A 16,021-nucleotide genomic window follows, 5' to 3' on the forward strand; every position below is an offset into this window, starting at 1 on the left:
AGGCAAAACCCATGGATCTCAACGAGACCCGCGAGAGAATCATCTACGAAAAAGAGGGCCCGATCGCCCGTGTCACCCTGAACTGGCCGGAGAAGGCCAACGCCCAGGACCAGAAGCTGGCCGAAGAGGTCGACGCCGCGCTGGCCGACGCCGACCGGGACTACGACATCAAAGTGCTGATCCTCAAGGCCAACGGCAAGGGCTTCTGTTCCGGACACGCGATCGGCAACAACGCCGTTGATTACCCGGCTTTCGTCGAGGGCGCCAAGGTGATGGGCACGCCGTGGAAGCCGCAGACCGACCTGTTCGTCAAGCCGATCCTGAACCTTTGGGAGTTCTCCAAGCCGACGATCGCGCAGGTGCACGGCTACTGCGTCGGCGGGGGCACCCATTACGGGCTGACCACCGACATCGTCATCGCCTCCGAGGACGCCTACTTCTCCTACCCGCCGCTGCAGGGCTTCGGCATGCCCTCGGGCGAATGCTCGATCGAGCCGTGGGTGTTCATGAACTGGCGCCGCGCCGCGTATTACCTCTATCTCGCCGAGGTCATCGATGCCAAGAAGGCCTTGGACGTCGGCCTGGTCAACGAGGTCGTCCCACGCGACCAGCTCGACGACCGGGTCGAGGCCATCGCCCGCCACATCGCGCAGGCGCCGATGACAACGCTGCTGGCGACCAAGGCCAACCTCAAACGCGCCTGGGAGCTGATGGGCATGCGCGTGCATTGGCAGAGCTCCAACGACCTCGTCGCTCTCGCGTCGATCAGCAAGGACGTGCAGGAGCTGATCCAGACGGTGTTCAAAGACAAGGTGCTGCCGTCCGAGCAGGCCCGCCGCCAGGCCGCGGCCGCCGCCCAGACCGACGGCGCCGCAACCACATAGGGTTCGGGGTTCGCCGGTGAACATCGCCGACCACGCCATGAGTGCCGCAGAGTCGCCGGCACTCATCGTCGCGGACGGCGATATGATCTCCTTCGGCACGCTGCACGCCCGCAGCCGGCGGGTCGCCGCGCTGCTGCACGACGCCGGGCTGCGCCGCGGCGACGGCGTGGCCCTGGTGCTGCCGAACCGGCCGGAGTTCTTCGAAATCACCTGGGGCTGCCAGCTTTCCGGCCTGTACTACACCGCCGTCAACACCCACTTCACCCCCGGCGAAATCGCCTATGTCATCGACGACTCCGATGCAAAGGCGGCTTTCGTCGACGCCTCGATGCCCGACCTCGCCGCGCACCTGCGCACCGCCAATCCGGCGGTGGCCGCGCACATCGCGGTCGGGGGGGCCGTGGCCGGCTGGCAGTCCTATGAGGATGCCGTGGCGGCGGCCGGCGGCGTCTCGCCGATGTCGGACGGATCGGAGATGCTGTATTCGTCGGGCACCACAGGACGGCCCAAGGCGGTGCGGCGGCCGCTTCCCGACGACGGCAACGGGTCCTGGGCGCAGTCGGTGCTGGAGATGGCGCTGATCCACAAGTACGGGATGAGCCCATCGAGTGTGTACCTGTCCCCCGCGCCGCTCTACCACGCGGCCGGAGTGAACTACACCATGGCTGCCAACCGCGTCGGCGCCGCGTCGATCATCATGAAGAGGTTCGACGCCGAGGCGGTCTTGCGGTTGATCGAGACGCACCGGGTGACCCACGCCCAGTTCGTACCGACGATGTTCGTGCGCATGCTCAAACTGCCTACGACAGTCCGCAACAAGTATGACGTCTCGAGCCTGCGTTGCGTCATCCACGCGGCCGCGCCCTGCCCCGTCGACGTCAAGCACCGGATGATGGAGTGGTTCGGACCGATCATTCACGAATACTACGGGGGCACTGAAGGATTCGCGGGAACCACGATCGGCCCGCAGGATTGGCTTACCCATCCCGGTTCGGTGGGTATTCCGATGGCCCCGGTGCACGTGGTCGGCGATGACGGGCAGGAACTTCCCGTCGGCGAATCCGGCGAGCTCTATTTCGAAGGGGGACCCGACTTCGAATACTTCAAGGATCCCGCCAAGACCGCGTCGGTGTACAACGATCGCGGGTGGCGCTCGCTCGGCGACGTGGGATACGTCGACGGCGACGGCTACCTGTACCTCACCGACCGATCGACGTTCATGATCGTCTCCGGCGGGGTCAACATCTACCCGCAAGAGGCGGAGAACCTGCTCGTCATGCATCCGAAGCTGGTCGACGCGGCCGTATTCGGGGTTCCCAATCAGGAATTCGGTGAAGAAGTCAAGGCCGTCGTGCAGCCGGCCGCCGGCGTCATGCCCGGGCCCGAACTCGAAGCCGAACTCATCGACTACTGCCGGGCCCACCTGGCCGGCTACAAGTGCCCGCGCACCGTCGAATTCGACCGGGAACTGCCGCGGGATCCGAACGGAAAGCTCTACAAGCGACGTATCCGCGACCGTTATTGGCAGGGACGGGTCTCGCGGATCTTGTGAGGCGACACAAGGGATGACGAAATGGCTGTAGGAATGGGCAATGGGACGCCGCTACCGGTGCCGTGGGCGGTCGGGGCCGCCGATCGGATCCCCAAGCAGCGCTACTACGACCCCGAGTTCTACGCGCTGGAAGCCGAGATGTTGTGGCCCCGCGTGTGGCAGATGGCGTGCCGGCTCGAGGAGATCCCCAAGCCCGGCGATTTCGTCGAATACGAAATCCTCGACCAGTCCGTCATCGTGGTGCGCGTGGACAGCCACAACGTGCGCGCCTACCACAACGCCTGCCGGCATCGCGGCGTGAAGCTGGTGGAGGGCAACGGAAATCGGCGCACCTTCGTGTGCCCGTTCCACGGCTGGTGCTGGGGCCTCGACGGCCGCAACACGTTCGTGCTGCGGCCCGAAGCGTTCGCCGAAGAGAATCTGGCCGCCGACGACCTGCGACTCGTGTCGGTGCGATGCGAGCTCTGGGGTGGTTGCGCGTGGATCAACCTCGACGACGACGCGCCGGCGTTACGTGACTGGATGGAGCCGTTCGCATCGGTCTACGACGCCTGGCAGGTCGACTCGCTGCGTGTCGAGTGGTGGCAATCGTGCCGGCTGCCGGTGAATTGGAAGCTGGCCGCGGCGGCGTTCATGGAGGGCTACCACGTCCCGCAGACCCACCCTCAGCTGTTGCCGTCCGCGCAGACCGGCGCACCCGCCGCGGCGGTACATCCGGTCGTCGCGAGCAGTCTGTACTTCATGCGCACACTCGGCGACGGCATGGGCGGCATGACGCATGAAAACGACATCCGCATCGCCGAGGGCATGCAGAACATCGACCTGCCGTCGGACCCGGCGACGGCGATGGCAGCGTGGCGTGGCGCCCTCAACGACGCCGTCGTCAACTGGCACCGCGCCCGGGGCAGCGGCATGCCCGATCTCAACGAATTGGTCCGCCGCGGGATCACCGATGCGATCGGGTTCGCCTTCCCGCACTACTTCATCCTGCCGACCTATAGCAGCGCGTCCTCGTACCGAATCCGGCCGCTGGGGCCCGAGGACACGCTGTTCGAGATCTGGTCCCTGACAAGGCTTCCCAACGACGCATCGACCGGCAAACCAACGCCACCGGAGCCGATGGCGCCCGATGACCCGCGCTGGCCGCCGATTCCCGCCCAGGACTTCTCCAACTTGCCGAGGCAACAAAAAGGGCTGCATTCCAAGGGCTTTGACTTCATGCGCTTGTCCAACCAGATCGAAGGATTGATCTCTAACTTCGAACGCGTCATCGACGGCTTCCTGGCCGGCCTGCCGTACGACGCGCTGGTACCCGCGATCCAGAAGACGAACACCACCATCGATGTGCCGATCGCCGATCTCGGCTTTACTACAAGCTCCGCGGAGGCGCGATGAGCACCCATTGGGACCGATCGGTGGATCTGCTGATCGCCGGCAGCGGCGGGGGCGGCATGGTGGCGGGGCTCGCCGCCCTGGACCGCGGGCTCGAGCCGCTCATCATCGAAAAGCAGTCACTGGTCGGCGGCTCCACGGGACTGTCCGGCGGCATCGTCTGGCTGCCGAACAACCCGTTGATGCGCGCGGACGGCATCGCCGACTCGCACGAGGACGGCCTGGCCTACCTGGCCGACGTGGTCGGCGACATCGGCGCGCCGTCCTCGCCCGAGCGGCGCGAAATGTTCCTCACCGCCGGCTACGAGATGATCAATTTCCTCACCCGCAAGGGTGTCGAACTCGTTCGGTGTGCGGGCTGGAGCGACTACTACCCGAACCACAAGGGCGGCAACGCGTCCGGCCGCGCCGTGGAGGGGATCCCGTTCGACGCCGCGAAGCTGGGCGACTGGGGCCCCAAGGTGCAGCCGCCGCTGGCCAAGAACTACGGATACGTGGTGCTGACCAACGAGCTGCGTTCGGTTCAATACTTCAACCGCTCGCCGCGCGCGTTCGCCGTGGCGGCCCGGGTGTTCCTGCGCACTGCGGCGGCCCGGATCCGGCGACGTCAGATCCTCACCAACGGCGCTTCGCTGATCGCTCAAATGCTCGAGGTCCTGATCGACCTCAGCGACGGTCATCCCCCGTTGTGGACCGATGCCGCGATGGCCGACCTCGTCGTCGAGGACGACCGGGTGCTGGGCGCGCGCGTCGTGTACGGCGGTGAACCGCTGAACGTGGAGGCCCGCAAGGGAGTCCTGTTGGCCGCCGGCGGTTTCGGTCACAACCGGGAGATGCGCCGTCGCTACAGCGGTGATCAGCCCAACGAGGGACGGTGGTCGATCGCCAACGCCGGCGACACGGGCGAGGTGCTCGAGGCGGCGATGCGCCTGGGCGCGAAGACCGATCTCCTGGACGAAGCATGGTGGTTGCCTTCGGTTTTCATCGCCAACGGCGGGGCCGTCGCCGCCTCGCTCGGTTCGGGCCGTCAGCGGCCCGGCGCCATCTATGTCGATTCGGCCGGCCGAAGGTTCTGCAACGAGTCGAACTCCTACGTCGAGGTCGGCAAGGCGATGTACGCCAACAAGGCGGTGCCCTGCTGGATGATCTTCGACGAAGGGTACGTGCGCAGATACGTCACCAGCGCCAACCCGCTGAAGCGGAACCGGCCGTTGCCGCCGGAGCTGATCGAGTCCGGTGCGGTCAAGAGGGCCGCGACCCTGTCCGGCCTGGCCCGCCAAATCGACCTACCCGCAGACGAACTGGCGCATACGATCCGGCGATTCAACCAGTACGCGGCCAAGGGTTTGGATCCGGACTTCGGCCGGGGTCAGTCGGCCTATAACGACTGCCTCGGTGATCCCGGGTATCGGCCGAACGCCGCCATCGGGCCGCTCGATACCGCGCCGTACTACGCGACCCGGGTGCTCCCGGCCGACGTCGGGACGTGCGGGGGCGTGATCACCAACGAGCACGCGCAGGTTCTCGACGAACAGGACCGGGTGATCGAGGGCTTGTACGCCACCGGCAACACCACGGCGACGGTGATGGGCCGGACGTATCCGGGTGCCGGGGCGAGCATCGCCGCCTCGATGGTGTTCGGTTACGTCGCCGCCCGGCACGCCGCCGGATGCAAAATCGCCGGGGAAAAAAGCCGCTAGTCCCCCCGCCGTCCCGCCGAGAGTGACACTGTCGTCACGCTGGGCACCGAACGTGACGCTAGCGTCACGTTGGCGGGGACTCGTTCTCGTCGCGGTCGACGAATTCGCGTGGCTTCATGCCGGACTGTATGAGCTCGGCCCGTCGCGCCTGCACATCGGAGGCGGCGCCGACCATGTTCGTCAGGATGTGACTGACCTGCAGGTGCACCCGCATTCCCATCAATTCCCACGCGCGCTTCACGTTGTTCTTGACCGCCATCAGTGTGGTCAACGGGATTTGGGCGATCCTGCGTGCCATCTCCTCGACCGTGTCCTCGAGCTCGTCGCGCGGCACCACCCTGTTGAGCAGGCCCCACTCGAGGGCCTGCTGCGCCGAGAGGGTCGGTGCCAGCAGCAGCCAGTCCATGGTGCGGTGCCAGTTCATCAAGAGCCACGGCTCGATCATGGTGTGACCGCCGGGCTCGCCGAGGCTTTGGGCAAGGGGCATCTGAAAATACGCGTCCTCGGAGGCCACGCAGAAGTCGGTCAACAGGCCGAGATAGATTCCGCCGCCCATGCAATAGCCGTGGATTTGCGAAATGGTCGGCTTGGGAAATTCCCACAGATACAACGTCGGCCACAGGAACAGGTCTGCGGTGCCCTTGTAAAGGTCCTCGAACGTCTCCCCGAAATCCGGATACGGGTTTTCGTCCGGGCCCCAGCGGGCCACGTGCCCACCGCAGAATCCTTTGCCGTTCGCTTTGAGGATGACGACCTTGATCTCCTTGTCACGGTCGGCCTCGTGCAGGCAATCGTCGACCTCGGTGACCAGGACGGCATCTTTGGTGTTGGCCTTGTCCACCCGGTTCAGAATGATGCGTGCAATCGGCGGTTCGCGTTCATAGATGACCGCTTCGAGCTCGCGCCGCTCCATCACCGGGACATTACCCTCCCGGCCATTCATCTAGCGCTTGCGCGATCTCGACGCGAGGAGTGAGCTGTACTGGGGCTGCGCGGTGACGACGGATGGAGCTCATATGCCGACTCCGATGGACCGGGTACGGCAGCTGGACCTGGTGGCCCGGCTGCAATCCTCGTACCCCGAACTTCCGGACGCACCCACGCCGGACCTCATCGACCACGACCGATTCGCCGCCTACGTCAAGACCCCGCACGATGTCGGCGGCGAGCCCGACGCTCCCATCGAATTCGAGAACAAACAGTACGAAATCTGGGAGCACAACACCTATGTCATGTGCGAGGTGCTCGGCTGGCGTGGAATCTGGCTGTCCGAGGAAAGGCGCCGGATGGGCAACGTCGACCTCGGCCGCACCATTTATCTCGGGCTTCCCTACTACGGGAGGTGGCTGCTGGCGGTCGCACGCGTCCTCGCCGAAAAGCACCATATCGGCCTGAGTGAATTGGCCGAACGGATGGCCGAGGTCAGGGCCCGATACCCGGACGGTCTGAGCGGAAAGCCCTTGGCGGCCAAGCCGAAGTTCGAAGGTGATCCCGCCACGGTCAACCGCAACCGGCACCACATCCACGCCGTCGGCAAGGGTGATCCGCAAGTGTATGCCGGGCGGGCGGGCGCATCGAAGTTCGGTGTCGGTGACAAGGTCGTGGTGCGGGATCTTCCCGTGTTGCTCTACACCCGCACCCAGGAATATGTACGCGGCGCGACCGGCGAGATCGCGCTCGTGTCGTATGAAAGCCCCGCCGCCGAGGACGAAACCTGGGACGGGGCAGACCAACAGCCCGAGTGGTTCTACATCGTCCGGTTCAACCTCTCCGAGTTATGGCACGGCTACACCGGGCCGGGCAACGACACGCTGCAGACCGAGATCCCGGAACGCTGGCTCGAATCGGCCGGCTAGCTTCGGGCTTCGGGCTTCGGGCTTCGGGCTTCGGAAAGGACTCTCAACATGACCGCTCACGAACACGATCACGAGCGCACCGCCGCGCCCATGGTGGACGAAATCACCGACTTCGAAGTCCTCGAGATCGCGCTTCGCGAATTGTGCATCGAGAAAGGCCTTTTCACCGCCGAGGATCATCGCCGCTTCACCGAGTTCGCCGAGCAGATCGGCCCCACCCCCGCGGCGCGCCTGGTGGCGCGGGCCTGGCTCGATCCCGGCTACAAGGAGCTGGTGCGCGCGGATCCGCTCGCCGCCAGCAAGGAGGTTGGGGTCGACTGGCTGGAACCGACCGGGTTCGGGACGCCGAGCGACTTCACGGCCCTGCATGTGCTTGAAGACACCCCGACGCTGCACCATGTGATCGTCTGCACGCTGTGCTCGTGCTATCCGCGGCCGATCCTGGGCAACTCGCCCGAGTGGTATCGGACGCCCAACTATCGCCGCCGCATCGTCCGCTGGCCCCGCCAGGTGCTCGCGGAGTTCGGCCTGATCCTGCCGCTGGACGTCGAGATCCGGGTGGAAGACTCCAACCAGAAGCATCGGTTTATGGTGATGCCTGTCCGCCCCGGCGGAACGCAGGGGTGGACGGAAGATCGACTCGCCGAGATCGTCACCCGCGACTGTCTGATCGGTGTCGCGCTGCCCAAGCCGGGTGTGACGACCAACGTCGTCACACAGACCCGCCGCGCCGTCCACCCCGTAGAGCAGTGAGGCCCCGATGAGCCCCGCGCACGCCCCGCGGCCGATCGGAGAATCCACCGTCGCGCCGCTGGCGAAAATCGTTGAACGCAAACAGGTCTGGGGCCGCATGGCGGCCAAGTACGGCGTCGACAACCCGGTGCCGCCCTGGCAAACCAGCCTCGACGGAATGTGTGACGCCATCGACCAAAGCCAATGCGGCGCACATGTTCTCGGTTTCGTCGAGCGGCGCGACGACGAGGACGCGCTGTCGGCGACCGTCTACTCCGATCTGCCCTACCCCGAGAACCGGCTGGTTGCGTTGGCCCACTCGCTCGTGGCGCGTGGCGTCATCGACGAATCCGAACTCGAGGAAAGGCTGGCCGCCGTGCGGGCCAGGCTGGAATCCTGAGCGAGCTTCACTGCGGCGCACATCACACCGGAGTTCCCGGGCGCTTTCTCGTCGTGGGGCACGGGGTGCGCTATGCTCACAGCAACGTTGGCTTCAATGCCTGATGTCAACTACGTCGTGGAACGCTTCTTCATCCCACTGGTGCCGCCCCGAATTCGGGCTCAACCACCACGTTCAGATGATCCGTGCACCCGCACTAGCTTGTCTCGCGGCGATCGATTTTGCCCTCCGGCAATCTCGCCACCTTGTGCCGAAAACCGCGCGCGACAAACGCGTTGCCGGTCCGGCATGACCGATGCCTGAAAGGCACCGAAAAGTGACTACCGACAAAACCTTTGCCGACCTCGGCGTGCGCAGACCAATCGTCGATGCGCTCACGAAGCGCGGTATTACCGATCCATTCCCCATTCAGGTTGCGACCCTGCCCGATACGCTGGCCGGCCGCGACGTACTCGGCCGCGGGAAAACGGGCAGCGGCAAGACCCTTGCCTTCTCGATTCCGCTGGTCAGCCGACTCTCCGAACGTAGCGGCCGCCGCTCGCGGCCATCGGGTTTGGTGCTCGCGCCCACCCGTGAGCTGGCGAGCCAGATCACCGCGACGCTGGAGCCGTTGGCAAGCGCCTGCGGTCTGCGCGTCACCACGATCTTCGGTGGCGTCTCACAACACCGTCAGGTAGCCGCCCTGAAATCCGGCGTCGACATCGTGGTGGCTTGCCCCGGTCGGCTCGAGGACCTGATGAAACAGCGTTTGATCAGTCTTGAGGCGATCGAGATCACCGTGATCGACGAAGCCGATCACATGGCCGATCTCGGCTTCCTGCCCGGCGTCACCCGGATCCTGGCCGCCACTCCGAATGGCGGCCAGCGGCTGATGTTTTCGGCGACCCTGGACAACGGCGTCGACAAGCTCGTCAACCGATTTCTCCGCGACGAGGTGCTGCACTCCGTCGATGGGGCCGACTCGCCGGTGTCCGAAATGACGCATCACGTCTTCCACGTGGCCAATGTGGAGGCCAAGAGGGAAGTCGTGCACCGGCTGGCGTCCGGCACCGGGCGCCGGATTCTGTTCATGCGCACCAAGCATCAAGCGCGCAAACTCGCCAAACAGCTCACCGAATCGGGAGTTCCGTCAGTCGACTTGCACGGGAACCTGTCTCAGCCCGCCCGCGAGCGCAACCTTGCGATGTTCGCCTCGGGCGGCGCCCGGGTGCTGGTGGCGACCGATATCGCCGCGCGCGGCGTGCATGTCGACGAGGTCGCCCTTGTCGTGCACATCGACCCGCCGGCCGAGCACAAGTCCTACCTGCACCGCTCCGGGCGCACGGCGCGGGCGGGTAGCGCCGGCGACGTCGTCACCGTCGTCCTGCCCGAGCAGCGACACGACACCCAGGCATTGCTGCGCAAGGCCGGTATCAAGGTCGCTCCTCAGCAGGTGACCGCGACATCGGAGGCGGTGCAAGCCCTCGTCGGTGAGATCGCGCCCTACCAGGCGCCCGCACCCGTCAACGTTCCCTCGCACGCGCCCCGGCAGCATCGACCGACCACCGGCGGGCAACGGCGTCGTCCGAACGGCAGCCGGTCACCCAAGCGCAGTCCCGCTCCCACCGAGGCGTCGGTATCGCACCGCGGCGCCACACCGACCCGGCGGCTGGATCGTCGGCGCTCCAGCCGCGCACAAGGAAGCAGCGGATAGTCCGCGATCCAGACCGGGTCAGCCTCGCGCCAGGAGCCAGGCCCGGCCCTGCCCCTCGCCGGCGGCGACGGGGTCCAGTTGGGCGAATGCGGCGGTCAGCTCGCCGGGCGCCGCGCGAAACGGCCCCGGGGCCGCTCCGACTTCGCTGAGCACGGCGATCGCCAGCAGCCCGCCGGGCGCCAGGCGTTCGATGATCGCTCGGTCGAGGCGGCGGTCCCGGAACCTGCAGCACAGGATGACATCGGCGGGTGCACCCGCCGGCAGACCACCGTCGAAATCGACGACGTCGAACCGACAGCGGTCGGCCACCGCGGCGCGCCGGGCCAAATCCCGCGCGTGGGAGACCGCCACCGGGGAGATGTCCAACCCGACGACCTGCAGGCCTCGCAACGCCAGCCAGACCGAGCCGATTCCCTGCCCGCAGGCCAGGTCGAGAGCCGCGCCGGCGGTGGGAAACGCATCGGTGTGGCGCGCGAAAACATCGGGCAGCCCAACCGAGCCCAACGACGGCGGTCCCTTCGCCACATACCGCTCGTCCCAGCGATGCCGATCCGCTACGCCCATACGCGTCACTCTAGGACCCGAGCTTCTTCTGGACAGCTGTCTGTTATTCGCTTCGCATGACCAATTCGACCGCGGTGAATGGGCGTTGTTGGCGTCGGACCATATTCCTACACTGGACGAGTGTCCAAAGATGCTTCCCCGGTCGTCGCTGACAGAACCGGCCCGGGTGCGGCCCGCCGGTCGGACCGCCGTCCGGGGCAGACGATTCGCAAAGTCCTCGATGCCGGGTTGGCGGAGCTACGGGAATCGTCGTACGCGAACCTGACGATGCGCGCCGTGGCGACCCGCGCCGGGGTGTCCCCGGCCAGCGCCTACACCTACTTCCCGTCCAAAAGCGCGCTGGTCGCGGCGGTGTACCTGCGCTTCCTGCGCGACCTGCCGCTGCACACCGACGTCAACGAATCGACCAAGACCCGGGTCAGCGCCACACTGCGGGACATGGCGGTCATGGTCGCAGACGAGCCGGAATTGACCGCCGCCTGCGGCGCGGCCCTGATGGCCGACGATCCGGCCGTCAAGCCGCTTCGGGAACAGATCGGTGAGGAGGTGGCCAGGCGGATCGGGGCCGCGTTGGGGCCGGGTTGGCCGCGCGCGGTGAAGTCCACGCTGCAGATGACCTTCTCCGGCGCGCTGATGACCGCCCGGTTCGTCAGTTTCGCCGAGATCGCCGGACAGCTCGACGAAGCCGTCAACCTCATCCTGGGCGCCTCGGTGGCGTGAAAGCACCCGCACCCCAAGCACATCCGCCCGAATCGTCGCGTAACTAGCCGGTAGCGGCCAGCTTTCGGGATGGGCGCCCCGCCCGCAGGAACTGACCAAATCGTTCCTTGCCCAGCTCCGGCGCGGCCTTCCCCGCACCGAACGCAAGTTTCCCGGACACCAGCACCGCGGTGACGGTCTCGTCGTTGCGATTCACCATCCGCGACAACCCGCCGTAGGACTCGACCGGATGCTCGGCGTAGCGGTCGAGCGATTCGTCGAGCCTCTCGGGATCGATGACGACGATGTCGGCCCGGTCGCCTTCGCGCAGCGTGCCGGCGTCGATGCCGTACCACTCCCCGAGCTCGCCGGTCAGCCGGTGCACGGCCCGCTCCATCGACACGAACGGCTTGCCGGACTTCTCGGCCTCGTGCGCGTGCCGCAGCAAACGCAGTCCGGAGTTGTAGAACGCCATGTTGCGCAGATGCGCGCCCGCGTCCGAGAACCCCATCTGGATTGTCGGGCTCTGCGCCATCTTTTTGAGGACCTCGGGGCGATGGTTGGAGATCGTGGTCCGCCAACGCAGCTTTTCGCCGTGTTCGACGACCAAGTCGAGGAAGGCATCGACCGGATGCAGCCCGCCGCGTTCCACGCCGACCTGACCGAACGACTTACCGACGACGGACTGGTCGGGGCAGGCCACGATTTCGGCATCGAAGAAATCGCGGTGCCATACCCGGGGCCCGAATTTGCTGTCGTAGTCCTTGCGGAACTTGCGCCGATACTGTTCGTCGCGCATGAGCTGGTTGCGCTCGACCTCGGTCTGTAGGTGCAGCGCCGCCGCGCCGGAGCCGAACTCCTCGAAGATCACCAACGAAATCCCGTCGGCGTACACCTCGAACGGCACCGGCAAATGCTGCCAGCGAAAGTTGCCGCCGAGGGCGTTGACAACGCGGGCGAGCCCGTCCATGACGTGAATGACGAACGGTATGGCCTTGATGTCGGCCGCCGACAACAGGCTGGTCTTCAATCGGGGCCGGCGGAATCCGAGTGACTTCAGCAAGTTCGATACCACCGACAGTGGATTCTTGATGTCCGGGCCGGACTGCAAGATCTTGTCGCGCCGCCGCAGAATCGCGTTCAGGCGGCGACGCTCGCGCGATGAGGCGTACGTCGACGGCAGCGTGCGCGATCGGCAGACCTCGCCGTCGAGTTTGTCGAACAGCAGTTGCTGCGACGACATCCCGACGAACCCCTCGTCGAGCGCGTCGTTCAGCATCGATTCCATCCGGGCAAGTTCCGCCGCGGACGGCCGAACATCCTTGCGCGTCGCGCGGTCCAGGCCCATCGTCGCGGCGCGCAGATCCGAATGACCGATGAAGGCCGCGAGGTTGGGGCCCAGATTGCGGCGTTCGAGTTCGGCCACGTATTCCCCGGGATTGGTCCATGACCGCGCCGCGTCGAGGTGCTCGATGACATAGCGCCTGGGAATCGCCTCGACCCGGCCGAAGATGTCACCGGCATCAACGCTGTTCAGGTAAACGGTGGACAGCGAACACGATCCCAGCATCACCGTCGTCACACCGTGCCGCAATGATTCGGAAAGCTCAGGTGCGCAGAGGATTTCGACGTCATAGTGGGTGTGGATATCGATGATGCCGGGGATCACCCATTGGCCCGTCGCATCGATGACGTCGGCGCCCTCGGTGTCGAGTGGCCCCTTGGCGATGGTGACGACGCGGCCGTCGCGTACCCCGATGTCTCGCAACGCCGATGGTCCTCCCGACCCGTCGAACCAGCGCCCGTTCGTGATCACGGTGTCGTATCGCATCGGTCGGCCTCCCAGGTCCTGGATCCGCAGTGATCATACATACTGGGCATAATGTCTGGCCGCGTTATCGGCGCACGACGCGATCGTTAGCCAGCAACGACAACACCGCGACGGACGCTATGATCCGGCTGTGGGGATCACCGCCTACGGCTTTGCCGCTCGTTAATCATGCGCAGTCACGGTTGGGCAGGAAACACGCCGGCATCCGACGCGGAGGCGATCGAGCGCATCCTCGACGCCGCCGACAAGATCGTCGACGAACGCGGTTCAGCGCTGCGGATCGCCGACGTCGCGCGGGCGCTCGGAGTCACCCGGCAGACCGTCTATCGGTATTTCCCCGGAACCCAGGCGTTGTTGGTGGCGTCCGCGATGCGGTCGGCCGACGGCTTCCTCGATCGCATGGCTGCCCATCTCGAAGGCATCACCGACCCGGTGGTGGCCATCACGGAGGGAATGGCGTTCGCCGTCGAGGAGCTGGCCTCCGACAATCAGGTCGAATTCGTCCTCAACCAGCGCCACCACGGCGGTCAGAAGGTTTCGATCATCTCCGACACCGCTTTGGCGTTCGGCCGGTCGATGCTGCATCGCTACGATATCGATTGGGAGCATTACGGTTTCGACGAAGCGGGCCTGGACGAGCTGAACGAATTCTCGCTGCGCGTCCTGCATTCCTTCCTCGCCGACCCGGGACGGCCGGCCCGCAACGGCGCCGATCTGCGGCGTTACCTCACCCGCTGGATGGGGCCGGCGATCGCCTACCCGCAGATGGTCCGGGCGATGGACGCCCTTGGCGCCGCCGAGCCGCGGCGACCGCGCCGGCGCTCGTCCAAAGCGTCCTGACCTGCACCGGGGAAGTCCGGAGTCGGCCGGTGCCTGACACGGTGACCATACGTTTTCCTCGATACGTCCGCGAGGCTGAGTGGGCGATGCGCCGCGGCGGACCGACGGTTGATCTGGTCCCCGAGTTCGGCGATCCTCGACGGATCGATGTTGACGACAACCGATCAAGGAGCCGCAATGGTGGGTCTGGGGCAGATCGCACTCGATAGCGCACCCGTCTTCGGGGGCGTGCTGCTCGCCGTCGCCGCCGGGCAGTTCAAAGGCCCCGACTATCGAGGAATGATCAAACAGGACATGGACTTGCTGGACCGATTGCCCCCGGATGCCGCCGACCGGCGTGCCGAGCTGCAGCGGACCATCGACGCCCGCATCGACGACATGGTCGACGCTGCCGACCGCAGCCGGGCATTGCGCCGGGTCGCGCTGTCTTACCAGGGCAACTGGCGCGACGTGGTCTTGCTGCTGTGTGCGGTGTTGTTCACCATCGTCTGGTGGAACGTGAGTCACAGCAGGAGCAGCTGGCTGCCCATGTTCGTTTTGTTGATCATCCTGTCGGTGGTCGCCGCCGCCTACGCGTTCCGCGGGGCGCTGCATGCCGCCAGTTCGTTCGCCCGCAAGCGACGCGGAGCCGGCCAGCCGGACTAGGTGGCAGGTCGCGACATCCGGTCGACCGGTGGACCGGCGCTCGGTGGCCGCTCATCACGCCGTCGGGGCGGCGCCGATCATCTTGTGCACTTCCTCGACCGACCACGGCCCGGCCTCATGGTGATCGCGGTAACCCAGCACACGCGGCGTCTGGCGGTCCAGACTGCCTACGAAACCGCCTGCGGCAACAAGGATCTGGCCCGTCACGTCGCGCGCCAAATCGCTCACGAGATAAGCGTAGACCGGGGCAACGAATTCCGGCGGAGCGCTGTCGAGCGAGGCCCGCATGGTCATCTCGTCGAGCAGCCCGCGGCGGTGCAGGTCTTCGATATGTCTTTCGTACTCGAGACCGGTGGACAGCCGCGTCCTGGCGCCGGGACACACCACGTTGGCCCGAATGCCGTGGGGCTTCAGTTCGGCGGCGATAGCCATCGTCAGGCCGTTGACGGCGCCCTTGCCCGCCGGATAGCCGGTCCCGCCGTAGTCACCGAGAAACGCCACCGAACTGGTGTTGATGATGGCTCCATGGCCCCGCGCGACCATGACCGGAGCGGCGGCCCGGCACGTGTGAAACACCGTGCCCAGGTGGGCGCCGATCAGCCGGTCAAACTCCGCCGCGGAGATCTTCAGGATCGACGACGCGGGCGGCTCGGCGATTCCGGCGCAGTTGATCAGCGCGTCGAGCCGCCCGAACGTGCTGACGCATTCGTCGATGAGCGTCTGGGCGATGCGCTCGTCATCTGCGGCCCCCACCACCGCGGTGGCGCGCCCGCCGGTCGCGGTGATTGCGGCCACCGTCTCCTCCACTGCGTGCCCGTCCCGCCCATTGACGACCACGCCGGCGCCCAAGCTGCCCAGCAGCTCAGCGACGGCACGTCCGATGCCGCGGCTGCCGCCGGATACCGCCACGGCGCGCCCTTCCAGCAGGGCCTGCGCGCTTCCGCTCACCGGGAGCTCCGGCAGGGACTTCCGCTGTGGGCCACGTAAAGCATTGCGCGCAAATATCTCTCGTCATCGGCTGACGGTATGCCGATCGGTTGGGCCGTGAACATTAGGCGAACAGTACCCAGCCCGTACCGAGATGAGAACCTATGCCAGCCATTTTCGGGCCGCGCGGCGCCGCGCAGCCCCTTTCGACCGGGTGTTCGGGCCGGTCGCCAAGCCACCGCCCGCTGACGGCGACCATCTCAGCGCATCCCCTTGACGGCCCCGCCAGGCTGGTCGCGATCAGCA

15 protein-coding genes are annotated in these 16,021 nt (G+C 66.2%); 11 read left to right on the top strand and 4 right to left on the bottom strand.

Features of this window, described 5'->3' with window-relative positions:
- The first annotated feature begins 11 nt into the window (after positions 1-11).
- Genes EPN51_RS26920 through EPN51_RS26935 form a run of 4 tightly spaced genes read left to right on the top strand, consistent with a single transcriptional unit; the run spans position 12 to position 5,528 of the window.
- Positions 12-884 (top strand): enoyl-CoA hydratase-related protein, encoded by an 873-nt coding sequence (locus EPN51_RS26920; RefSeq protein ID WP_293048925.1) that lies wholly within the window; start codon positions 12-14, stop codon positions 882-884.
- Between the two features lie 16 nt (positions 885-900).
- Positions 901-2,436: an acyl-CoA synthetase gene (locus EPN51_RS26925; protein WP_293048926.1), complete on the top strand. Its 1,536-nt coding sequence runs from the start codon at positions 901-903 to the stop codon at positions 2,434-2,436.
- 21 nt (positions 2,437-2,457) lie between these two features.
- Positions 2,458-3,831, top strand: coding sequence for an aromatic ring-hydroxylating dioxygenase subunit alpha (locus EPN51_RS26930; RefSeq protein WP_293048927.1), 1,374 nt, complete (start codon positions 2,458-2,460; stop codon positions 3,829-3,831).
- Positions 3,828-5,528 carry an FAD-binding protein gene (locus EPN51_RS26935; protein ID WP_293048928.1) on the top strand — a complete coding sequence of 567 codons (1,701 nt, stop codon included), beginning with the start codon at positions 3,828-3,830 and terminating at the stop codon, positions 5,526-5,528. Before EPN51_RS26930 ends, EPN51_RS26935 begins: the two co-directional genes overlap by 4 nt.
- 64 nt (positions 5,529-5,592) lie before the next feature.
- Here EPN51_RS26935 and EPN51_RS26940 read toward each other — a convergent pair whose 3' ends face one another.
- Entirely contained in the window at positions 5,593-6,441 is an 849-nt protein-coding gene (locus tag EPN51_RS26940; protein ID WP_293048929.1) for an enoyl-CoA hydratase-related protein, read from the bottom strand.
- Positions 6,442-6,544: 103 nt separating this feature from the next.
- On the opposite strand from EPN51_RS26940, the gene EPN51_RS26945 reads away from it, so the two are divergent.
- From EPN51_RS26945 to EPN51_RS26960, 4 genes are all read left to right on the top strand, one after another.
- Positions 6,545-7,384 (top strand): nitrile hydratase subunit beta, encoded by an 840-nt coding sequence (locus EPN51_RS26945; RefSeq protein ID WP_293048930.1) that lies wholly within the window; start codon positions 6,545-6,547, stop codon positions 7,382-7,384.
- A 48-nt stretch (positions 7,385-7,432) separates the two neighbouring features.
- Positions 7,433-8,137 (top strand): thiocyanate hydrolase subunit gamma, encoded by a 705-nt coding sequence (gene scnC / locus EPN51_RS26950; RefSeq protein ID WP_293048931.1) that lies wholly within the window; start codon positions 7,433-7,435, stop codon positions 8,135-8,137.
- 7 nt (positions 8,138-8,144) lie between these two features.
- Positions 8,145-8,516 carry a thiocyanate hydrolase gene (locus EPN51_RS26955; protein ID WP_293048932.1) on the top strand — a complete coding sequence of 124 codons (372 nt, stop codon included), beginning with the start codon at positions 8,145-8,147 and terminating at the stop codon, positions 8,514-8,516.
- A 316-nt stretch (positions 8,517-8,832) separates the two neighbouring features.
- Positions 8,833-10,209 (top strand): DEAD/DEAH box helicase, encoded by a 1,377-nt coding sequence (locus EPN51_RS26960; RefSeq protein ID WP_293048933.1) that lies wholly within the window; start codon positions 8,833-8,835, stop codon positions 10,207-10,209.
- 18 nt (positions 10,210-10,227) lie between these two features.
- On the opposite strand, the gene EPN51_RS26965 is transcribed toward EPN51_RS26960, so the two are convergent.
- Positions 10,228-10,773 carry a class I SAM-dependent methyltransferase gene (locus tag EPN51_RS26965; protein ID WP_293048934.1) on the bottom strand — a complete coding sequence of 182 codons (546 nt, stop codon included), beginning with the start codon at positions 10,771-10,773 and terminating at the stop codon, positions 10,228-10,230.
- A 120-nt stretch (positions 10,774-10,893) separates the two neighbouring features.
- On the opposite strand from EPN51_RS26965, the gene EPN51_RS26970 reads away from it, so the two are divergent.
- A complete protein-coding gene (locus tag EPN51_RS26970) occupies positions 10,894-11,493 on the top strand; it encodes a TetR/AcrR family transcriptional regulator (protein ID WP_293048935.1) in 600 nt (199 codons plus the stop codon).
- A gap of 43 nt (positions 11,494-11,536) precedes the next feature.
- On the opposite strand, the gene EPN51_RS26975 is transcribed toward EPN51_RS26970, so the two are convergent.
- Positions 11,537-13,303: an amidohydrolase family protein gene (locus tag EPN51_RS26975; RefSeq protein ID WP_293048936.1), complete on the bottom strand. Its 1,767-nt coding sequence runs from the start codon at positions 13,301-13,303 to the stop codon at positions 11,537-11,539.
- 168 nt (positions 13,304-13,471) lie between these two features.
- On the opposite strand from EPN51_RS26975, the gene EPN51_RS26980 reads away from it, so the two are divergent.
- The gene (locus EPN51_RS26980; RefSeq protein WP_293048937.1) at positions 13,472-14,143 is read left to right on the top strand and encodes a TetR family transcriptional regulator; all 672 of its coding nucleotides are present in this window, start codon (positions 13,472-13,474) and stop codon (positions 14,141-14,143) included.
- A 177-nt stretch (positions 14,144-14,320) separates the two neighbouring features.
- Positions 14,321-14,788: a hypothetical protein gene (locus EPN51_RS26985; RefSeq protein ID WP_293048938.1), complete on the top strand. Its 468-nt coding sequence runs from the start codon at positions 14,321-14,323 to the stop codon at positions 14,786-14,788.
- Between the two features lie 54 nt (positions 14,789-14,842).
- On the opposite strand, the gene EPN51_RS26990 is transcribed toward EPN51_RS26985, so the two are convergent.
- Complete coding sequence (locus tag EPN51_RS26990) at positions 14,843-15,736, bottom strand: SDR family NAD(P)-dependent oxidoreductase (protein ID WP_293048939.1); 894 nt, start codon at positions 15,734-15,736, stop codon at positions 14,843-14,845.
- Positions 15,737-16,021: the final 285 nt, after the last annotated feature.

Origin of the sequence: Mycobacterium sp. (assembly GCF_004298145.1) — a bacterium.
In the GTDB taxonomy this organism is placed as follows: domain Bacteria; phylum Actinomycetota; class Actinomycetes; order Mycobacteriales; family Mycobacteriaceae; genus Mycobacterium.